Origin of the sequence: Streptomyces sp. NPDC093598 (assembly GCF_044764825.1) — a bacterium.
Classification (GTDB): Bacteria; Actinomycetota; Actinomycetes; order Streptomycetales; family Streptomycetaceae; genus Streptomyces.
In genome coordinates this window covers 44,713-63,130 of record NZ_JBIWIV010000022.1, presented here as the reverse complement: position 1 = coordinate 63,130, position 18,418 = coordinate 44,713, and the positions used below count along the sequence as shown (strand labels likewise).

20 protein-coding genes are annotated in these 18,418 nt (G+C 72.0%); 5 read left to right on the top strand and 15 right to left on the bottom strand.

All coding sequences use genetic code 11. From position 1 onward, the window contains the following. Nucleotides 1-6 precede the first annotated feature (6 nt). The 4 genes from ACIRDU_RS36320 to ACIRDU_RS36305 form a co-directional block, all read right to left on the bottom strand. On the bottom strand, nt 7-246 hold the full coding sequence (locus tag ACIRDU_RS36320) for a hypothetical protein (RefSeq protein ID WP_403588057.1): 240 nt from the start codon (nt 244-246) through the stop codon (nt 7-9). Further along, nucleotides 243-1,745 (bottom strand): Asp-tRNA(Asn)/Glu-tRNA(Gln) amidotransferase subunit GatA, encoded by a 1,503-nt coding sequence (gene gatA, locus ACIRDU_RS36315; protein ID WP_403588054.1) that lies wholly within the window; start codon nt 1,743-1,745, stop codon nt 243-245. The genes ACIRDU_RS36320 and gatA overlap by 4 nt, the downstream gene beginning before the upstream one ends. A gap of 5 nt (nt 1,746-1,750) precedes the next feature. Further along, entirely contained in the window at nt 1,751-2,047 is a 297-nt protein-coding gene (gatC, locus tag ACIRDU_RS36310) for an Asp-tRNA(Asn)/Glu-tRNA(Gln) amidotransferase subunit GatC (protein ID WP_018531282.1), read from the bottom strand. A gap of 114 nt (nt 2,048-2,161) precedes the next feature. After that, entirely contained in the window at nt 2,162-2,533 is a 372-nt protein-coding gene (locus ACIRDU_RS36305; protein WP_403588050.1) for a DUF4267 domain-containing protein, read from the bottom strand. A 90-nt stretch (nt 2,534-2,623) separates the two neighbouring features. Here ACIRDU_RS36305 and ACIRDU_RS36300 point away from each other — a divergent pair, with 90 nt between their 5' ends. Continuing rightward, nucleotides 2,624-3,211: a TetR/AcrR family transcriptional regulator gene (locus tag ACIRDU_RS36300; protein ID WP_403588048.1), complete on the top strand. Its 588-nt coding sequence runs from the start codon at nt 2,624-2,626 to the stop codon at nt 3,209-3,211. A gap of 66 nt (nt 3,212-3,277) precedes the next feature. On the opposite strand, the gene ACIRDU_RS36295 is transcribed toward ACIRDU_RS36300, so the two are convergent. The 6 genes from ACIRDU_RS36295 to ACIRDU_RS36270 form a co-directional block, all read right to left on the bottom strand. After that, complete coding sequence (locus ACIRDU_RS36295; protein ID WP_403588045.1) at nt 3,278-5,560, bottom strand: putative bifunctional diguanylate cyclase/phosphodiesterase; 2,283 nt, start codon at nt 5,558-5,560, stop codon at nt 3,278-3,280. Between the two features lie 258 nt (nt 5,561-5,818). Beyond that, nucleotides 5,819-8,014, bottom strand: coding sequence for an NAD-dependent DNA ligase LigA (gene ligA, locus ACIRDU_RS36290; protein WP_403588042.1), 2,196 nt, complete (start codon nt 8,012-8,014; stop codon nt 5,819-5,821). 15 nt (nt 8,015-8,029) lie between these two features. Next, complete coding sequence (locus ACIRDU_RS36285; RefSeq protein WP_403588146.1) at nt 8,030-8,986, bottom strand: methionine synthase; 957 nt, start codon at nt 8,984-8,986, stop codon at nt 8,030-8,032. An 81-nt stretch (nt 8,987-9,067) separates the two neighbouring features. After that, entirely contained in the window at nt 9,068-9,766 is a 699-nt protein-coding gene (locus tag ACIRDU_RS36280; RefSeq protein WP_403588039.1) for an SDR family oxidoreductase, read from the bottom strand. Nucleotides 9,767-9,789: 23 nt separating this feature from the next. Further along, complete coding sequence (locus ACIRDU_RS36275) at nt 9,790-10,329, bottom strand: TIGR00730 family Rossman fold protein (protein ID WP_403588036.1); 540 nt, start codon at nt 10,327-10,329, stop codon at nt 9,790-9,792. Then, the gene (locus ACIRDU_RS36270) at nt 10,326-11,129 is read right to left on the bottom strand and encodes a class I SAM-dependent DNA methyltransferase (RefSeq protein ID WP_403588033.1); all 804 of its coding nucleotides are present in this window, start codon (nt 11,127-11,129) and stop codon (nt 10,326-10,328) included. Before ACIRDU_RS36270 ends, ACIRDU_RS36275 begins: the two co-directional genes overlap by 4 nt. 80 nt (nt 11,130-11,209) lie before the next feature. On the opposite strand from ACIRDU_RS36270, the gene ACIRDU_RS36265 reads away from it, so the two are divergent. Both ACIRDU_RS36265 and ACIRDU_RS36260 read left to right on the top strand, forming a co-directional pair. Continuing rightward, nucleotides 11,210-11,533, top strand: a complete 324-nt coding sequence (locus tag ACIRDU_RS36265) for a DUF427 domain-containing protein (RefSeq protein ID WP_403588031.1) — start codon at nt 11,210-11,212, stop codon at nt 11,531-11,533. Nucleotides 11,534-11,594: 61 nt separating this feature from the next. Next, nucleotides 11,595-12,377, top strand: coding sequence for an alpha/beta fold hydrolase (locus ACIRDU_RS36260; protein ID WP_403588028.1), 783 nt, complete (start codon nt 11,595-11,597; stop codon nt 12,375-12,377). 85 nt (nt 12,378-12,462) lie between these two features. On the opposite strand, the gene mnmA is transcribed toward ACIRDU_RS36260, so the two are convergent. Further along, complete coding sequence (mnmA, locus tag ACIRDU_RS36255; protein WP_403588025.1) at nt 12,463-13,593, bottom strand: tRNA 2-thiouridine(34) synthase MnmA; 1,131 nt, start codon at nt 13,591-13,593, stop codon at nt 12,463-12,465. Nucleotides 13,594-13,653: 60 nt separating this feature from the next. Here mnmA and ACIRDU_RS36250 point away from each other — a divergent pair, with 60 nt between their 5' ends. Further along, on the top strand, nt 13,654-14,319 hold the full coding sequence (locus ACIRDU_RS36250) for an N-acetylmuramoyl-L-alanine amidase (protein ID WP_403588022.1): 666 nt from the start codon (nt 13,654-13,656) through the stop codon (nt 14,317-14,319). A 25-nt stretch (nt 14,320-14,344) separates the two neighbouring features. Here the strand turns inward: ACIRDU_RS36250 and ACIRDU_RS36245 are convergent, their stop codons facing one another. The 3 genes from ACIRDU_RS36245 to ACIRDU_RS36235 form a co-directional block, all read right to left on the bottom strand. Beyond that, nucleotides 14,345-15,514, bottom strand: a complete 1,170-nt coding sequence (locus ACIRDU_RS36245) for a cysteine desulfurase family protein (protein ID WP_403588019.1) — start codon at nt 15,512-15,514, stop codon at nt 14,345-14,347. Nucleotides 15,515-15,655: 141 nt separating this feature from the next. Then, on the bottom strand, nt 15,656-15,922 hold the full coding sequence (locus ACIRDU_RS36240; RefSeq protein ID WP_175434860.1) for a DUF4190 domain-containing protein: 267 nt from the start codon (nt 15,920-15,922) through the stop codon (nt 15,656-15,658). Between the two features lie 43 nt (nt 15,923-15,965). After that, complete coding sequence (locus ACIRDU_RS36235; protein ID WP_403588016.1) at nt 15,966-16,127, bottom strand: hypothetical protein; 162 nt, start codon at nt 16,125-16,127, stop codon at nt 15,966-15,968. Nucleotides 16,128-16,243: 116 nt separating this feature from the next. Between ACIRDU_RS36235 and ACIRDU_RS36230 the strand changes: the two genes are divergently transcribed. Beyond that, the gene (locus tag ACIRDU_RS36230; RefSeq protein ID WP_403588014.1) at nt 16,244-16,882 is read left to right on the top strand and encodes a TetR family transcriptional regulator; all 639 of its coding nucleotides are present in this window, start codon (nt 16,244-16,246) and stop codon (nt 16,880-16,882) included. A 646-nt stretch (nt 16,883-17,528) separates the two neighbouring features. Here ACIRDU_RS36230 and ACIRDU_RS36225 read toward each other — a convergent pair. Then, on the bottom strand, nt 17,529-18,389 hold the full coding sequence (locus ACIRDU_RS36225; RefSeq protein ID WP_403588012.1) for a thioesterase family protein: 861 nt from the start codon (nt 18,387-18,389) through the stop codon (nt 17,529-17,531). Between the last annotated feature and the right edge of the window lie 29 nt (nt 18,390-18,418).

Here is an 18,418-nt window from a genome sequence, read left to right as displayed (position 1 = left end):
TCCCTCTCAGCCCAGCAGGACGTCGTCGTCGCCCAGTTGCTTCAGCTCGCGATAGAGAATGGCGAGGTTGGTGACGACCGCGGCTCCGGTCACGACGGCGTCGAGCAGCCGCAGCGTGTCGTTGTCTCCGCGGGCCTTCTTGATCTGCTTGTAGACACCGACGGCGCCGAACGCCGACGTGGCCATCGAGATGTACAGACCGGACCTGGACTTCTTGAAGCCCTTGGCCTTGGACAGTGCGCTCACAGCGACGGAGCCTCCTCGATCAGCGGGTGGCCCCACTTTTCCACGAAGGCGGCCTCGACGGCTGCACCCACCTTGTACAGGCGGTCGTCCTTCATGACGGGGGCGATGATCTGCAGGCCGACCGGGAGGTTGTCCTCCGGGGCGAGACCGCACGGCAGGGACATGGCCGCGTTGCCCGCCAGGTTGGTCGGGATGGTGCACAGGTCGGCGAGGTACATCGCCATCGGGTCGTCGGCACGCTCGCCGATCGCGAAGGCGGTGGTCGGGGTCGTCGGGGAGACGATCACGTCGACCTGCTCGAACGCCTTGTCGAAGTCCTGCTTGATGAGCGTGCGGACCTTCTGGGCGCTGCCGTAGTAGGCGTCGTAGTAGCCGCTCGAGAGGGCGTACGTGCCGAGCATGATGCGGCGCTTGACCTCGGGGCCGAAGCCGGCCTCGCGGGTGAGGGAGGTGACCTCCTCGGCGGAGCGCGTGCCGTCGTCGCCGGTCCGCAGGCCGTAGCGCAGGCCGTCGAAGCGGGCGAGGTTGGAGGAGCACTCGGAGGGCGCGATCAGGTAGTACGCCGACAGCGCCAGGTCGAAGGAGGGGCAGTCGAGCTCGACGATCTCGGCGCCCAGCTCCTTCAGCAGCACGACGGACTCGTCGAACCGCTGGATGACGCCGGCCTGGTAGCCCTCGCCGCGGAACTGCTTGACCACGCCGACGCGCATGCCCTCGACGCTGCCGCTGCGGGCGGCCTCGACGACCTGCGGGACGGGCTCGTCGATGGAGGTCGAGTCGAGCGGGTCGTGCCCGGCGATGACCTCGTGCAGCAGGGCGGCGTCCAGGACCGTGCGGGCGCAGGGACCGCCCTGGTCGAGGGAGCTGGAGAAGGCGACCATGCCGTACCGGGAGACCGCGCCGTACGTCGGCTTGACACCGACCGTGCCGGTGACGGAAGCGGGCTGACGGATGGAGCCGCCGGTGTCCGTGCCGATGGCGAGCGGGGCCTGGAAGGAGGCCAGCGCGGCGGACGAACCGCCACCGGAGCCGCCGGGGATCTTGGTGAGGTCCCAGGGGTTGCCGGTCGGGCCGTAGGCGCTGTTCTCGGTGGAGGACCCCATGGCGAACTCGTCCATGTTGGTCTTGCCGAGGATGACGACGTCGGCGGCCTTCAGACGCTGGGTGACGGTCGCGTCGTACGGCGGGATCCAGCCCTCGAGGATCTTCGAACCGACGGTCGTGGGCACACCCTCGGTGGTGAAGATGTCCTTCAGCGCCAGGGGCACGCCGGCGAGGGGGCCGAGCTTCTCGCCCCTCTCGCGCTTCTCGTCGACGGCACGCGCCTGGGCGAGGGCGCCCTCGCGGTCGACGTGCAGGAACGCGTGCACCTTCTCGTCGACGGCCTCGATGCGGGCGAGGTGGGCCTCGGTGACCTGGACCGCGGTGAGCTCGCCGGAGGCGATCTTCGCGGCGGTCTCGGCGGCGGTGAGCTTGATGATGTTGACGTTGTCCGTCATGGCGGTTAGTCCTCCCCCAGGATCTGCGGCACCTTGAAACGCTGCTGCTCCTGGGCCGGGGCGCCGGAGAGCGCCTGCTCGGGGGTGAGCGACGGACGGACCTCGTCCGCGCGCATGACGTTCGTCAGCGGGAGCGGGTGCGAGGTCGGCGGTACGTCTTGGTCGGCGACCTCGCTGACGCGGGCGACCGCGCCGATGATGTCGTCCAGCTGTCCCGCGAAGTGGTCGAGCTCTTCGGGCTTCAGCTCCAGACGCGCCAGCCGGGCGAGGTGGGCGACCTCCTCGCGCGTGATGCCAGGCATGCAGCGATCCTCTGGGGTGAGTGAATTGGTTTGGCCTAATCCTATGGGGCGAGGGGCGGTGCCCGTGAAACGGTTCGGCGTGCCCGTCGGTGACGGCGGTTTCCGCTTCCCCGCTCAGACCGCGAAGAGCAGTCCGGCACTGATCAGGACGACGACCGCGGTGGCGAGGTGGATCCCGAAGGCCACCGCCTTCGAACCGCCGTGGCGCAGCACGATCAGTGTGTCGCCGAGCGGCACGAGTGCCACTGCGAGCATGAACCAGGCCTCGGCCCGGGCCCCCGCGAAGGCGAGCAGCGCCAGACCGACCAGCCCGAAGGTGCCGTCGCGCAGGCCCTTGATCGTCAGGTAGGCCCCGGCATCGCCGCCGGGGTCGGCCGGGACACCGTAACCGGCGGCGGAGGGGGCGGGCTGGAACAGGAACCGGTAGCCGAGGAACAGGCAGAACAGATTGAGCACGACGGCCAGGGTGTACGCGGCGACAGTCACGTCTCTTCTCCTCGCTGCTAGCAACGCTAGGGATGAGAGCGAAGCTAGCAGAGCATCGACAGGAACGCTAGCGGTGCTAGGATTTCCTCCATGACGATCCAGACGCGCCGGGAGCGCGAACGAGCCGAACGCGAGCGGCTGATCGTGACGGCCGCACGGGAACTGGCGGAGGCGGAGGGCTGGGACGCGGTGACCACGCGTCGGCTCGCCGATGAGATCGAGTACAGCCAGCCGGTCCTCTACAGCCACTTCAAGGGCAAGGGCGCGATCATGGCGGCGGTGGCGGTGCAGGGCTGCGCGGACCTGGCGGACGAACTGCGGTCGGCGCGCACGGCGGCCCGGAGCGCCCGCGAGGCACTGGCGGCGGTGGGCGGGGCGTACACCGCCTTCGCCCGGCGGCGGCCCGCGCTCTACGACGCGATGTTCACGCACGCGGTGGACCTGCCGTTCGCCACACCCGAGGCGCCGGCGGCCCTCCAGGACGCCTTCGGTGAGCTGCTGCAGGCCGTTGAGCCGATCGCGGCCGAGGGCGAGGACACCGGGTTGCTGACGGAGACGTACTGGGCGGGGCTGCACGGGCTGGTGACCCTGATGCGCAGCGGCCGGCTGCCCGAGGAGGCGCACGAGCGCCGGCTGGCGCTCCTGATCAACCACTTCGTGCCTCAGGGCACGGGCTGAGCGCCCGTCCGGATCACCTCTCCGAAGGAGAGCCGAGCCTGGCGAGCGGATCGGCGGAGGGGAGGGTCACTCGTCGGCCGTCGCCGCGGGCAGCGCGGCGCGCGGCCGCTGCCACCCCCGGGGCCCCCGCGCCCGCAGCCACGCCGTGGTCTCCTCCGGGGGCATCGCCGCCGCGACCAGCCAGCCCTGGACGGCGTCGCAGCCGAGGTCGCGCAGGCGTTCCCAGGTCTCGTCGTCCTCGACGCCCTCGGCGACGACGAGAAGGCCGAGGGAGTGGGCGAGGTCGACCGTGCAGCGCACGATCTCCGCGTCCTCGGTGTCGACCGCGAGCCGGGCCACGAACGAGCGGTCGATCTTCAGCTCGCTGACCGGGAGCCGGCGCAGGTGCACGAGCGAGGAGTAGCCCGTGCCGAAGTCGTCGAGGGACATCTTCACGCCGTGCGCGGTCAGTTGGTTGAGGGTGTCGGCGGCGCGCTGCGGGTCCTCCAGGAGGACGTGCTCCGTGATCTCCAGTTGGAGCGCTCCCGCCGGGACGCCGTGCCGGGCCAGCCGGGCGGCGACGGAGCCGGCGAAGCCGGGGGTGTGCACGTCGCGCGGGGAGACGTTCACCGCGACCGGCACGAACAGGCCCTGTTCGCGCCAGCGGGCGACCTGGCCGAGGGCCGTCTCCAGCACGTACTCGGTGAGGTGGGGCATCAGGCCCGAGGACTCGGCGATCGCTATGAACTCGTCCGGCGGCACCTTGCCCCGCTCGGGGTGCACCCAGCGGACCAGGGCCTCCAGGCCCGCGACCTGACCGTCGAAGCGGACCTTGGGCTGGTAGTGCAGATGCACCTCGTGGGCGTCGAGGGCGCGGCGCAGATCGCCCAGCAGGCCCAGCCGGTCGGGGGTGTTGGAGTCGCGCTTGGACTCGTAGACCTCGACGCCGGTGCGGTCCCGCTTGGCCTGGTACATCGCCACGTCCGCCCGGCGCAGCAGCCCTTCGGCGTCGAGGGCGTGGTCCGGGAAGACGGCGACCCCGGCACTGGCCTCCAGGACGAGGGTGAGGCCGTCGAGGTCGAGCGGGGAGCTGAGGGCGGCGACGAGGTTGCGGGCGACCCGGGTCGCGGAGGTCGTGGAGTCGGCGACGGGCAGTAAGACGGCGAACTCGTCCCCGCCGAGCCGGGCGGCCTCCGCCCCGCGCGGCAGCGCCACCCGCAGCCGGTCGGCGATCTGCAGCAGCAGCCGGTCACCGGCGAGATGACCGAGCGTGTCGTTGACCGACCGGAACCGGTCGAGGTCGATCAGCATCAGGGCGGCGCGGGCGTCGATCCGCTCCGCGTCGTCCAGCGCGGTCCAGATGCGCTCCAGCAGCCACTGGCGGTTGGGCAGCCCGGTCAGGGGGTCGCGCAGCTGTTCCTCCGCCCGGGCGCGGGCTATCCACAGGGTGGAGTCCAGGGCGATGAGCGGGATGGCGAACAGCGGCAGCAGGATGGGCTTGGCCACGGCGACCACGCACACCAGCGGCGCGATCCCCAGCAGCGCGACCGCGACCAGGCCCTGTCTGACCAGGGCGGTGCGGGCGACGGTGGGCAGACCGGGGCGCGGGGCGTGCAGATACCAGAGCAGGACGCGGGTGACCATCAGGTAGGCGACGGCGACCAGGGCCACCTGGGGTGCCGTGGCGAGCGTCCAGGCGGCGGGCTCCGCCGGGGACTCGACGGACGGCACGGTTCCGAAGACGCCCAGCACGAGCGCGCCGGCGCCGATGCCGAGGAGGTCGACCGCGCCGTGCAGCACGCCCTGACGCCAGCGGTTGCGGCGGGCTGCCCCGACGAGCACGACGACCGTGAGGCTGACCATGCCGGCCGGGACCCAGCCGTAGAGCAGCAGTACGGCGAGGGTGAGGGCGGCGCCCGAGCCGGTGCCGCCCCACCAGCGGGAGCGGCCCAGCATGACGAGGTGGCCGACGATGACGCCGGTCAGCACGGCCAGCGCCCAGCCGGCCGTGCCGGACGGGAAGAGCGCGTGGCCGCCGGTGAAGGCGCGATAGAAGCCCGCGCCCAGGACGAACCCGGCCGCCGCGACGACGGCCGCGGGCAGTGCGGGCCAGGACTGGCGCTGTTCACCGTCCGCGTCCGGGTCCGCGCCGGTCAGTCCGGGAGTGTGTTCGGTGATCGGCTGTGCTCCGGGGCCTTCGGCGGCGCGCCCCGCGCCGGCACGCCCGTCCGGGGTGTACTGTCCGACGGCGCGCACCTCCGCACCCGGACGTCCCGCCGGCCGCCCTGCCCCACGGACTGCACGCCATGCGACCGCCATGCGGCGCAGGCGCAGCCGTGAGCCCGGCACGGCGCTCTCGGTCGGTTCCATTCCCGTCCCTCTCACAGCCGGCGGTGCCCACGCCCGCGGCCCGGTGCCCGACAACCCTTGGGCGGCCCGCGCTGGAAAACCCTTCCCCGTGCTCTGCCCGAGCACGAAGATGCCCCGACCGCAGCTGGGCACGGCAGGCGCACATCTCAACAGTAGGCCGCAGAAGGCTTCCACGGGCAGCGGTCGCCGACGGTTGCCCGAATGCGCCCCGGCCACCCGTATGCATCTGGTATGCGCCGAACGGGTGGCCTTCAACCGCTACTCCTCGGCCGAAAGGGCGACTTCGGCCGCGGCGTCCGGTCCCTGCTCCAGCAGGACGCCGAAACCCTCCTCGTTCAGGACCGGAACCTTCAGCTGCATCGCCTTGTCGTACTTCGATCCGGGGCTGTCCCCCACCACGACGAACGAGGTCTTCTTCGAAACCGAGCCGGTCACCTTCGCTCCGCGGCTCTGCAGCGCCTCCTTGGCGCCGTCCCGGGTGAAGTGCTCGAGGGTGCCGGTGACGACGACGGTGAGGCCTTCGAGGGGGCGCGGCCCCTCGTCCTCGCCGGTGCTCTCCGCCTCCATGCGGACGCCGGCTGCCTTCCACTTGCGGATGATGTCGCGGTGCCAGTCCTCGGCGAACCACTGCTTGAGGGAGGCGGCGATGGTCGGGCCGACGCCCTCGGTGACCGCCAGCTCCTCCTCCGTGGCCTGGTCGATGCGCTCGATCGAGCGGAACTCGCGGGCCAGCGCCTCGGCCGCGACGGGTCCGACGTGACGGATCGACAGGCTGGTGATGACGCGGGCGAGGGGGCGCTCCTTGGCCGCGGCGATGTTCTCCAGCATGGCGACCGCGTTCTTGCGGGGCTTGCCCTCCTGGTTGGCGAAGATCGTGGCGACCTTCTCCTCGCCGGTCTTCGGGTCGCGCTTGGGCAGGCCGCTGTCCGGGTCGAGGACGTACGCCTTGATGGGCAGCAGTTGTTCGATGGTGAGGTCGAACAGGTCGCCCTCGTCGACCAGCGGCGGGGTCTTCGGCTCCAGCGGGGCGGTGAGGGCGGCCGCGGCGACGTAGCCGAAGTGCTCGATGTCCAGGGCCTTGCGGCCCGCGAGGTAGAACAGGCGCTCACGCAACTGGGCAGGGCAGGTGCGGGCGTTCGGGCAGCGCAGGTCGACGTCGCCCTCCTTCATCGGCCTGAGCGCCGTGCCGCACTCGGGGCACTCGCTCGGCATCACGAACTCGCGCTCGGTGCCGTCGCGCAGGTCGGCGACGGGGCCGAGGATCTCCGGGATGACGTCACCGGCCTTGCGCAGCACGACCGTGTCCCCGATGAGGACGCCCTTGGCCTTGACCACGTCCTGGTTGTGGAGCGTGGCGAACTCGACCTCGGAGCCGGCGACCGTGACCGGCTCGACCTGGGCGTACGGGGTGACGCGGCCCGTGCGGCCCACTCCCACGCGGATGTTGACGAGCTTGGTGTTGACCTCCTCCGGCGCGTACTTGTACGCGATCGCCCAGCGCGGGGCGCGTGAGGTGGATCCGAGGCGGCCCTGGAGGGGGATCTGGTCGAGCTTGACGACCACGCCGTCGATCTCGTGCTCCACCGAGTGGCGGTTCTCGCCGAAGTAGGCGATGAACTCCCGTACGCCTTCCAGGCCGTCGACCACCTTGTTGTGCCGGGAGGTGGGCAGGCCCCAGGTCTCGAGCAGGTCGTAGGCCTGGGAGAGCCGGGTCAGGCCGGTGAAGCCCTCCAGAGCGCCGATGCCGTGGACCACCATGTGCAGGGGGCGGGTGGCGGTGACGCGCGGGTCCTTCTGGCGCAGTGAACCGGCCGCCGCGTTGCGCGGGTTGGCGAAGGGCTTGTCGCCGGCCTCGACGAGGCGGGCGTTGAGCTCCTGGAACTTCTCCATCGGGAAGTAGACCTCGCCGCGGATCTCCACGAGGTCGGGGACGCGGTCGCCCTTGAGGCGCTCCGGGATCTCCGCGATGGTCCGCACGTTGGGCGTGATGTCCTCACCGGTGCGGCCGTCACCCCGGGTGGCCGCACGGGTGAGGCGGCCGTGCTCATAGGTGAGGTTCACGGCGAGGCCGTCGACCTTGAGCTCGCACAGGAAGTGGTACTCCTGCTCGCCCAGTTCCCTCGCGATGCGTTCCGTCCAGGCGGCCATCTCCTCGTCGTTGAACGTGTTGTCGAGGGAGAGCATGCGCTGGCGGTGCTCGACGGCCGTGAACTCCGTCTCGTAGGACCCGGCGACCTTCTGGGTCGGCGACTCCGGTGTGCGCAGCTCCGGGTACTCCTCCTCCAGCGCCTCCAGGGAACGCAGCAGCTGGTCGAACTCCGCGTCGCTGACGACGGGAGCGTCCTTCACGTAGTAGCGGAAGCGGTGCTCCTCGATCTGCTCCGCGAGGCGCGCGTGCTTCTCCCGTGCCTCGGCGGGCACCGTCGTCGTCTCCGCTTGCTTGTCGCCGGCCACCGTGTCGTCCTCCCGTTACTCTGGGTTGTCCGCGAGGGATCTCGCCGCCCGGGCGCAGTGTGCGAGAGCCGTGCGCGCGTACCCCGGGGAGGCCCCCGCGAGTCCGCACGACGGGGTGACCGTGACCGCCTCCGCGAGCAGCCCCGGAGACAGCCCCAGCCTGCGCCACAGCGTCCTGACACCCATGACGCTACCGGCAGGGTCTGACAATGGACCCTCCGTGCCCGGCACGACACCGGTGAAGAGCCGGGTGCCGCCCTCCACGGCCTCCCCGATCGCCTCGTCGTCACGCTCGGTGAGCAGGGAGAAGTCGAAGGAGACGGCGGCGGCGCCGGCCCGGCGGAGCAGGGCGAAGGGCACGTCGGGGGCGCAGGAGTGGACCACGACCGGGCCGGACGTGTGCACCCCGACGAGGCCGCGCAGCGTCTGCTCGACGACCTGCCGGTCGACGGCCCGGTGGGTGCGGTAGCCGCTGGCGCTCTTCACCTGCCCGCGCAGGACGGCCGTGAGGGAGGGCTCGTCGAGCTGGAGGACGAGCTGCGCGCCGGGGATCCGCCGCCGCAGTTCGGCCAGATGCCCGCGCAGCCCCTCCGCGAGGGATGCGGCCAGGTCGCGGCAGGCACCGGCGTCGGAGAGGGCGACCTCCCCGCCCCGCAGCTCCAGGTTGGCCGCGAGGGTCCAGGGGCCGACGGCCTGGACCTTCAGCGGCCCCTCGTACTCCTGCGTGAACTCCTCCAGCGCGTCGAGGTCCTCACCCAGCCAGGAGCGGGCCCGCTTGGTGTCGCGCCCCGGCCGGTCCCCCAGCCGCCATCCGCTGGGTTCCACGCGTGCGTACAGCTCGACGAGCATGCCGGCGGTCCGCCCGATCATGTCCGCGCCGGGGCCCCGGGCGGGCAGTTCGGGCAGGAAGGGGAAGCCCTCGAAAGTGCCGGTGACGGTTTTGGCGGCCTCACGGGCGTCGCCGCCCGGCATGGACCCCACGCCGGTGGCGGCGCCGAACCTGAACTGGCTGTTTTCGCTCACCGGAGAAGCCTACGCAGCGCCTTCACCGGGTCAGCCTCCCGGGCGCACCGTCAGGTCGTTGACCTCCGCGTCCCTCGGCAGGTCCAGGGCCATGAGGATCGTCGTGGCGACCGACTCCGGGTCGATCCACTTCGAGGCGTCGTACTCCTTGCCCTCCTGCTGGTGGACCTTGGCCTGCATGGGGCTGGCCGTGCGGCCGGGGTAGACCGAGGTGACCCGCACCCCGGCCGCGTGCTCCTCGTGGCGCAGGGAGTCGGCGAGGGCCTTCAGTCCGTGCTTGGAGGCGGCGTAAGCGGACCAGCCGGCGTGGGCGTTCAGGCCGGCGCCGGAGTTGACGAAGAGCACGTGCCCGCGGGCGGCGCGCAGTTGCGGCAGGAAGTGGCGGGTCAGCTCGGCGGGGGCGATCAGGTTGACGTTGAGCTGGTGGCGCCAGGTCTTCGGGGTGAGCTCGCCGACCGGGCCGAGGTCGACGACGCCGGCGATGTGCAGCAGCGAGTCCACGCGGTCCGGCAGCGACTGGTGGGAGAAGGCCCAGGAGAGCTTGTCGGGGTCGGCGAGGTCCCCGACCAGCGTTTTCGCCCCGGGGAACTCGGCCGCCAGCTCCTTCGCGCGGCCCGCGTCGCGCGCGTGCAGCACGAGGTCGTCCCCGCGCGCGTGCAGACGCCGGGCCACGGCCGCGCCGATGCCGGAGCCGGCTCCGGTGATCACATGAGTAGCCATGCCCGCCATGCTCGCATCACCACCGGGTCACCTCACCCGATGCCCCGGCTCTCCTCCAGGTACGCCAGCGCCCCCACCGGCTCCTCGGCGAAGAACACCAGGTCGGTGAGCGGCCGGGGCAGGAAGCCCTCGGCGTCCATGCGGCGGAACTGCTCCTTCAGGCCGTCGTAGAAGCCCGCGGTGTTGAGCAGGACCACCGGCTTGTCGGTGTGCCCGTGCTTCTTCAGTTCCAGGATCTCGGTCGCCTCGTCGAGCGTGCCCGTGCCGCCGACCATGATCACCACGGCGTCGGCCCGTTCGAGGAGCAGCTTCTTGCGCTCGGCCAGGTCCTTGGCGATCACCATCTCGTCGACGCCCGGGCGGGCCTTGGCCGCGAGGAACTGCACGGAGACGCCGGCCAGCCGGCCGCCAGCCTCCTGCACCCCGTCGGCGACCACCTTCATGAGGCCGACGTCCGAGCCGCCCCACACCAGCGTGTGGCCGCCCTTGCCCAGCAGCGTGGCGAACTCCCGCGCGGGGCGGGTGTAGCGCTCGTCGAGGTCGGCGGCGGACAGGAAGACACAGATGTTCATGAGCCCACCGTACGGGCCCGGTCCACCGCGACGGTGACCCGCATTTTGGACTGCCGGTGCGGGAGGCGCTCCCAGTCGTCCATGAATTGGGCGTCCAGGCCGTGCCGCGCGGCGAGGTCGGTCAGGGTCCCCGTCCGGTAGTAGAAGTCCTCGTGCAGGACCTGGTGCTCCTCGCCCTCGGTGCGGTCGAACGTGAAGTCGAAGAACCCGCCGGGTGCGAGGATCCGGCCGACGTGGGCGAAGCACTCCTCGATGACGTGCAGCGGCGAGTGCGAGAAGACGCTGTGCGCGTGCACGACGTCGAAGTGCGCGTCCGGCAGGAAGGCGAAGGTGAGGTCGTCGGCGAGCACCAGGTAGGGCAGTTTGGGCTGGAGCTTCTCGGCCACGAGGGTGTCCTGGGCGGCGAGCAGGATGTGCGGCGAGATGTCGATGCCGTAGTAGTGGGCGGTGTCGAGGTAGTCGATGAACAGCCGCCCGGCGCGCAGGTTGCCGCAGCCGATCTCCAGGATGCGGTGATGCGGCTGGAGGCCGTGGCCCACCAGGTAGTCGAACTGCATGCGGCCGATCCGCGTCCACTGCTCGCGCGAGGGGTTGTGCCCCACCGCCGCCTCCGTGCTGCGGGCCGCGTCCGAGGCCATCACGGCCCGGTAGTACGCGATGTGGTCGGGGTGGCGCAGCCGCAGCCAGGCGTCCCGCGCCGCGCGCCGGGCGTGCGCGGGCACACGCTCCGGGTGGCGCAGGGCGTACCGGACCTGGTGCAGCAGGCTGGAGCGGTTTCCGGCCGGTTCCGTGGCGCGCATGGGGCCTCCTGCGGCGAGGGAAGAACTCCGCTTCAGCCTGCGCTGTACCTCAGGAGTCGGCTACCCGAGGAGGGACGATCGTGACCACAGGGCATCGCATCACCATCGAGCGGAGCGGCGGGCACGTGCGCGTGGTGCACGGCGGGCAGGTGCTGGCGGAGAGCGACCGGTCGCTGGTGCTGCGCGAGACGGGCTGTCCCGAGCGGTACTACATCCCGGCCGAGGACGTGCGCCTGGACCTGCTGACGCCGTCCGGCACGCAGTCGTACTGCCCCTTCAAGGGCACCGCCTCCTACTGGTCACTGCCGGACGCGGCTGACCTCGTCTGGGCGTATGCGGATCCCAAGCCGGACGTCGCCGAGATCAAGGACCACCTGTGCTTCTACGAGGTGGAAGTGTTCTGATCGGCTGACGCGCCGCCCGCCTCATCGATGAACACCCCGGCGTGCGGCAGTCTGCATGGGCATGGACAAGAAGATCCTTTCCCGCGACGGCACCCGCATCGCCTACGAGAGCACCGGACGCGGCCCCGCGGTCGTCCTGGTGAGCGGCGCGATGTCGACGGGCGGCACCCTGGCGCCGCTGGCCGTGTCGCTCTCGGAACGTTTCCAGGCCGTCGTGTACGACCGGCGGGGCCGCGGCGCCAGTGCGGACACCGCGCCGTACGCCGTGGAGCGTGAGGTCGAGGACCTGGCCGCGGTGATCGAGGCGGTGGGCGGCGAGGCGCACCTGTACGGCATCTCCTCGGGCGGGGCGCTGGCGCTGGAGGCGGCGGCGAGCGGACTGCCGGTACGGCGCGTGGCGGTGTACGAGACGCCGTTCGCGATGTCCGAGGAGGGCACCAGGGAGCGTGCGCAGTACACCGAGCGGCTGACGGAGGCGCTCGGCGAGGGGCGGCGCGGGGACGCGGTCGAGCTGTTCCTGCGGCTGACGGGCCTTGCCGAGGGGATGATCCAGGGCGCCCGCCAGTCCCCCATGTGGGCCGGCATGGAGGCGATGGCCTCGAGCCTCGCCTACGACGACGCCGTCATGGGCGACGGCCGGGTGCCCCGCTCCCGGCTGGGCTCGGTCGGCGTCCCCGTGCTGGCGATCGCGGGCGACGCGAGCCCCGAGTGGCTGCGCGAGGCGGCCCGGGCGATCGCGGACTCCGTCCCCGAGGGCACGTACCGCACGCTCCAGGGCCAGACGCACATGGTCGAGCCGAATGTGCTGGCGCCGGTGCTGACGGAGTTCTTCAGCCGGGACTGAGAGGGGCGGCACGGGGGCACGCGCGTGGAGCCCCCCGGGCCGGAACCCCCGGGCCGGAGCCCGGCCCCGAGGTACGGCGGCAGGATCAGGCCACGCCCGCCGTCGCCCGTGTCGTCGACGCGATCGTCGCCGAGCCGACCACGCGCGTGCCGTCGTACAGCACGATCGCCTGACCGGGGGCGACGCCGCGGACCGGCTCGGCGAAGGTGACCTCCAGGGAGCCGTCGACGACTTCGGCGGTCACCTCGGTCTCGCCGCCGTGGGCCCGGAGCTGGGCCGTGTAGGTGCCGGGGCCGGTGGGGGCGGCGCCGCACCAGCGGGGCTTGATCGCGGTGAGCGCGCTGACGTCCAGGGCGGACGCCGGGCCGACGGTCACCGTGTTGTCCACCGGCGAGATGTCGAGGACGTAGCGCGGCTTGCCGTCGGGGGCCGGGGTGCCGATGCGCAGGCCCTTGCGCTGGCCGATGGTGAAGCCGTACGCGCCCTCGTGGGTGCCGAGCCGGTTGCCGGACTCGTCGACGATGTCGCCCTCGGAGCGGCCGAGCCGGTTCGCGAGGAAGCCCTGGGTGTCGCCGTCGGCGATGAAGCAGATGTCGTGCGAGTCGGGCTTCTTGGCCACCGCCAGGCCGCGGCGCTCGGCCTCCGCGCGGATCTCGTCCTTGGTGGTGACAGTGTCGCCGAGCGGGAACATCGCGTGGGCGAGCTGCCGGTCGTCGAGCACGCCGAGGACGTACGACTGGTCCTTGGCCATGTCGGAGGCGCGGTGCAGCTCGCGGGTGCCGTCCTCGCGGACGATCACCTGGGCGTAGTGGCCGGTGCAGACCGCGTCGAAGCCGAGCGCGAGCGCCTTGTCGAGGAGGGCGGCGAACTTGATCTTCTCGTTGCAGCGCAGGCACGGGTTGGGGGTGCGGCCGGCCTCGTACTCGGCGACGAAGTCCTCGACGACGTCCTCGCGGAAGCGGTCGGCGAGGTCCCACACGTAGAACGGGATGCCGATGACGTCCGCGGCGCGGCGGGCGTCGCGTGAGTCCTCGATGGTGCAGCAGCCCCGCGCGCCCGTCCGGAAGGACTGGGGGTTGGCGGAGAGCGCGAGGTGGACGCCGGTCACGTCGTGGCCCGCTTCGGCCGCGCGGGCGGCGGCGACGGCGGAGTCGACTCCGCCGGACATGGCGGCCAGGACGCGGAGGGGGCGGGGGCGCTGCGGGGTCTCAGTCATAACCCTTCCAGGGTAAGGGGGCGCGGGAACCAGGGCCGCCGGGTATCCGTTGACGATCACATGGGAGAGCCGAAGGCTTCGAAGGACGGCGACCGGAAGGTCGGCCGCCGCGCGCTGCTGATCGGCGGCACGGTGGCCGCGGCGGGCTCCGCCGTGCTCGCCCGGGACGAGTTGGCGCGTCTGTGGTGGCGCGCTCCGGGCGTCGAGAAGCCGCGCAAGGAGGGCGAGGTGGACTACACGGGCGCGCGCTGGGTGGCGGCGTCGGACGCGAACTGGCGCCGCGCTGACCGCCCCGACGACTACGGCATAGACATGGTGGTCGTCCATGTCACGCAGGGCAGCTTCGACAGCGCGGTGAGGGCCTTCCAGGACCCGGGGCACAAGGCGGCGGCGCACTACATCGTCCGGCAGGACGGGCATGTCACACAGATGATCCGCGAGCTGGACGTGGCCTACCACGCGGGCAACCGCGACTACAACGAACGCAGTGTCGGCATCGAGCACGAGGGCTTCGTGGACCGCCCGCAGGACCTCACGGACGAGATGTACGAGGCGTCGGCCCGTCTCACGGCCCGGATCTGCGCCCGCTACGACATTCCCGTCGACCGCGAGCACATCATCGGCCACGTGGAGGTCCCGGGCACGGACCACACCGACCCGGGGCGGCACTGGGACTGGGACAAGTACATGCGCCTCATACGGCGGGCGCGTACGACACCGGCCTGACCTCAAGGGCCCTTCGCGACAGGCCTCAGGTCAGTCCGGCCGCCCGGGCCCGTTCCACCGCCGGGCCGATGGCCTTCGCCAGGGCCTCGACGTCGGCCTCGGTGGAGGTGTGGCCGAGGGAGAAGCGCAGGGTGCCGCGGGCCAGGTCGGGGTCGGTGCCGGTGGCGAGCAGGACATGGCTGGGCTGGGCGACGCCGGCGGTGCAGGCGGAGCCGGTGGAGCACTCGATGCCCTGGGCGTCGAGCAGGAGCAGCAGGGAGTCGCCCTCGCAGCCGGGGAAGGTGAAGTGGGCGTTGGCCGGGAGGCGGCCCTCCGGGTCCGGGTCACCGCCGAGGATCGCGTCCGGCACGGCCGAACGGACCGCGCTGACGAGGGCGTCGCGCAGGGCGCCGATCTCGCGGGCGAACCACTCGCGCTGCTCGGCGGCGAGCCGCCCGGCGACGGCGAAGGAGGCGACGGCGGGCACGTCGAGGGTGCCGGAGCGGACATGGCGTTCCTGGCCGCCGCCGTGCAGGACCGGGACGGGGGTGTGCTCACGGCCGAGGATCAGCGCGCCGATGCCGTAGGGGCCGCCGATCTTGTGGCCCGAGACCGTCATGGCGGCGAGACCGGAGGCGGCGAAGTCCACGGGGATCTGGCCGAAGGCCTGGACGGCGTCCGAGTGCAGCGGGACTCCGAACTCGGCTGCCGCATCGGCGAGTTCGCGGATCGGCAGGATGGTCCCGATCTCGTTGTTCGCCCACATGACGGTGGCGAGGGCCACGTCGTCGGGGTTGCGGGCGATCGCCTCGCGCAGGGCGCCGGGGTGGACGCGGCCCTGGGAGTCGACCGGCAGGTACTCGACGGTGGCGCCCTCGTGTTCGCCGAGCCAGTGCACGGCGTCGAGGACGGCGTGGTGCTCGACGGGGCTGGCGAGGACGCGGGTGCGGGCCGGGTCGGCGTCGCGGCGTGACCAGTAAAGGCCCTTGACGGCGAGGTTGTCGGCCTCTGTGCCGCCCGAGGTGAAGACGACCTCGCTGGGGCGGGCGCCGAGGGCTTCGGCGAGGGACTCGCGGGCCTCCTCGACGGTGCGGCGGGCCTGCCTGCCGGATGCGTGGAGGGAGGACGCGTTGCCGGTGGCACCCAGCTGGGCGGTGAGCGCCTCTGCCGCCTCCGGAAGCATCGGGGTGGTCGCGGCGTGGTCGAGGTAAGCCATGGTGAGCCCGATTCTACGGCTCCCCTTCCACCGGCCTCAGATCAAGGCCGGACGAATGCGAACCGCTTTCCGGTGCGGCGACGGCCCGTCGTCCTCGGGCCCGGCCGCGGCGTACCGAAGGGACGGCTGCCCGACGGCGGCTCAGAAGCTCCAGGAGATCGTGCTGTCGAACTCCATGAACGCCGCGAGGACCAGCAGGTCGGCGACGCCCAGGCCCAGTCCGAGCCAGGCGCGGCCGCGGCGTTCGGTGCCGCGCCACAGGGCGACGCTCGCCAGCACGATGGCGATCGGGCCGAGGAAGAGGTTGAGCACGAGCAGGCCGAGCAGGCCGAGGATGAAGGACGCGACGGCCATGCCGTCGGTGTCGCGGATACCGGTGCGGCGCGAGGCCGGAGCGGTGAGCTGCATGGTGATCGACTCCCGGAGTCGGTTCGAAGAGGGGTGGTCGGTGTCAGTGGGCCTGGGTGTCGCGGCGGCCGCGCTCGCGGAGCGCGAAGATGCCCAGCCAGACGGCGATGACGACGCCGACGGCGACGGAGAAGGTGAGCGGCGCGTGGGCCACGGTGCCCAGGAGGACACCCAGCAGCAGGAGTGCGGCGACGATGAACAGCACGGGTAACAGCCCCCAGGGTTTCGGTGAACGGTTGTGGTTACAGTTGTTCACTGACTTCCCAGCCTAACGCCTCTCATGACTTTCCAATTCCAGAGAACAGTTGTTAACTGCATGGTATGAGTCACACCCTCGGCATCCGGCAGGCCCAGAAGCAGAAGACCCGGCAGGCACTCCTGGACGCGGCCCTGGGCCTGCTGGAGGAGCAGAGCCTGAGCAGCCTGGGACTGCGCGAGGTCACCCGCGCCGTCGGTGTCGCCCCGACCGCCTTCTACCGCCACTTCCGCTCCACGGCGGATCTGGGCGTGGCCCTGGTCGAGGAGGCGCTGGGCAGCCTGCACCCGATGATCCGGACGACGGTGTCCACGACGGGCGACCACGAGGAACGCATCACGCGCACCATCGAACTGATCGCCCGTCACGTCGACGGGTACCCCGCCCATGTCCGCTTCATCGCCCGTGAACGACATGGCGGAGTTCTGCCGGTACGGGAGGCGATACGGGACCAACTGGCCCGGTTCGCCCAGGAGGTCAAGGACGAGCTGGCCAAGGACCCGGTGTCCGAGGGCTGGAGCGAGGACGACCTGCTGATGCTCGCTCATCTCTACGTCGACCAGATGCTGAGTACGGCGTCGCTGTTCCTGGAGGCCCAGGAGGGGCCGGAGGAGGAGCGCCCGGCCCGGACCCGGCACGTCGCACAGCTGGCGACCCGCCAGATGCGGCTGATCGGCCTCGGCCGCCGGCACTGGCTGGATTGACACCCCTCCCGCGACGCACAGGGGCGGCGCGCCCGTTCACCGGACGCGCCGCCCTCGCCGCGCCCGGCCACACCCGGCCGGCGTACCTGCGCCTACTGCTCCTTACTGCACCTACGGCGTCTGCTCATCCTTCTGCCGCTGCTGAGACGGTTGAGACTGCTGCCCCTGCCCGCCCGCGGCCTGACCGCCGCCACCGGGGCCGCCGCAGCCGCCGCCCTGGCCCCCGCCGGGACCGCCCTGCCCACCCTGCCCGCCTCCCGGCGCACCGCTGGGCGTCCCCGAAGGAGCCCCGGACGGCGCACCCGTCGGCTTGGCGCCCGCGGAGGCGGCGCCTGACGGGGCCCCCGAGGGCGCGCCGGAAGGGGCGCCCGATGGACCTCCGGAAGGGGCGCCCGAAGGCGCCTGGCAGGCCTGCCGCTGTCCCGGCCCTCCCCCGCTGTCCGAGGACGACGAGGAGTCACCCGACCCGCAGGCCGCCAGGGCCGGCGCAGACAGTACCAGCAGGGCCACGGCGGGAACGAGACGCGCACGCTTCATGAGAAACCACTCCAGGGACGGTGAGGGAGGCCTGAGGCGAGTACTCAACCAACGCCTCTCAGGCCTCCCTTGGGGCCGCCCTGTGACCTGCCTGTCAGCGAGGCAGAGTTCAGCCCAGCCGGACCCGCGCCAGCTGCCGGGACTGCGCGACCAGCCGGTCCGCGCTGTCCCACACCTCGGCGTCCTCCTCCAGGAAGCCGCCTGCGAGGTTGCGCGTGGTGATCGACACCCGCAGCGGGCCCGGGACCGGACGGCAGCGGACGTGCACGGTCAGCTCGACGGTCGGCACCCAGCCCTTCAGCCCGAGTTCGAAGGCGGTGGGCGGCAGGGCGTCGACCGCCAGCAGCAGGGAGAGCGGGTCGGGATCGCGCCCGTCCTTGAGGCCGAACCAGGCTCGCATCTCGCCCTTGCCGGAGGGCTGCCCGAGGGCCCAGCCGAGGGTGGACGGGTCGAGCTTGAGCATCAGGCGCTCGGTGATGGCCGAACTGCCGTCGACAGGGGCGGGTCCGTCCTCCGGGCCGAAGCAGTGCTCCAGCGGGGGGATCGCGGGCGGCCGGGCCGTCGTACGGACGTCGTCGGGCAGGGCGTCGAGGTCGCCGTAGGAGGCGAGGACGCGGATGCGTTCCACCTCGCGGCCCTCGTCGTCGTACTGGAAGAGCGAGGCCTGGCCGGTCGACAGGGTGCGGCCGGTGCGGACGACGTCCGTGCGGACGACCGCCGGGCCGGGCTGGGACGCGGTCAGGTAGTGCGCCGAGATCGTGAAGGGGTCGGCGTGCGGCAGGGCGTCCGCGAGGGCGCGGCCCAGGACGGCCAGCAGATAGCCGCCGTTGACGGCGCTGATGATCGTCCAGCCGGCGGAGAGGTCGATGTCGTAGACGCCGGGCGCGCGGCGGGTGAGCGCGGTGTCGCGGTCGAACTCGCTGTCGCCGATCGTGGCCCGGGCGGCCGGGGCGGTGGCTGCTTCTGGCATGGCTGAACAGTACAAGAACTAACTACTAA

Coding starts and splice junctions, on each gene's coding strand:
- gatC (WP_018531282.1), bottom strand. CDS start 2,047: ATGCCTGGCATCACGCGCGAGGAGGTCGCCCACCTCGCCCGGCTGGCG.
- ACIRDU_RS36225 (WP_403588012.1), bottom strand. CDS start 18,389: ATGCCAGAAGCAGCCACCGCCCCGGCCGCCCGGGCCACGATCGGCGAC.
- gatA (WP_403588054.1), bottom strand. CDS start 1,745: ATGACGGACAACGTCAACATCATCAAGCTCACCGCCGCCGAGACCGCC.
- mnmA (WP_403588025.1), bottom strand. CDS start 13,593: ATGACTGAGACCCCGCAGCGCCCCCGCCCCCTCCGCGTCCTGGCCGCC.
- ACIRDU_RS36260 (WP_403588028.1), top strand. CDS start 11,595: ATGGACAAGAAGATCCTTTCCCGCGACGGCACCCGCATCGCCTACGAG.
- ACIRDU_RS36245 (WP_403588019.1), bottom strand. CDS start 15,514: ATGGCTTACCTCGACCACGCCGCGACCACCCCGATGCTTCCGGAGGCG.
- ACIRDU_RS36275 (WP_403588036.1), bottom strand. CDS start 10,329: ATGAACATCTGTGTCTTCCTGTCCGCCGCCGACCTCGACGAGCGCTAC.
- ACIRDU_RS36270 (WP_403588033.1), bottom strand. CDS start 11,129: ATGCGCGCCACGGAACCGGCCGGAAACCGCTCCAGCCTGCTGCACCAG.
- ACIRDU_RS36250 (WP_403588022.1), top strand. CDS start 13,654: ATGGGAGAGCCGAAGGCTTCGAAGGACGGCGACCGGAAGGTCGGCCGC.
- ACIRDU_RS36280 (WP_403588039.1), bottom strand. CDS start 9,766: ATGGCGGGCATGGCTACTCATGTGATCACCGGAGCCGGCTCCGGCATC.
- ACIRDU_RS36285 (WP_403588146.1), bottom strand. CDS start 8,986: ATGCCGGGCGGCGACGCCCGTGAGGCCGCCAAAACCGTCACCGGCACT.
- ACIRDU_RS36295 (WP_403588045.1), bottom strand. CDS start 5,560: ATGGAACCGACCGAGAGCGCCGTGCCGGGCTCACGGCTGCGCCTGCGC.
- ACIRDU_RS36230 (WP_403588014.1), top strand. CDS start 16,244: ATGAGTCACACCCTCGGCATCCGGCAGGCCCAGAAGCAGAAGACCCGG.
- ACIRDU_RS36300 (WP_403588048.1), top strand. CDS start 2,624: ATGACGATCCAGACGCGCCGGGAGCGCGAACGAGCCGAACGCGAGCGG.
- ACIRDU_RS36240 (WP_175434860.1), bottom strand. CDS start 15,922: ATGCAGCTCACCGCTCCGGCCTCGCGCCGCACCGGTATCCGCGACACC.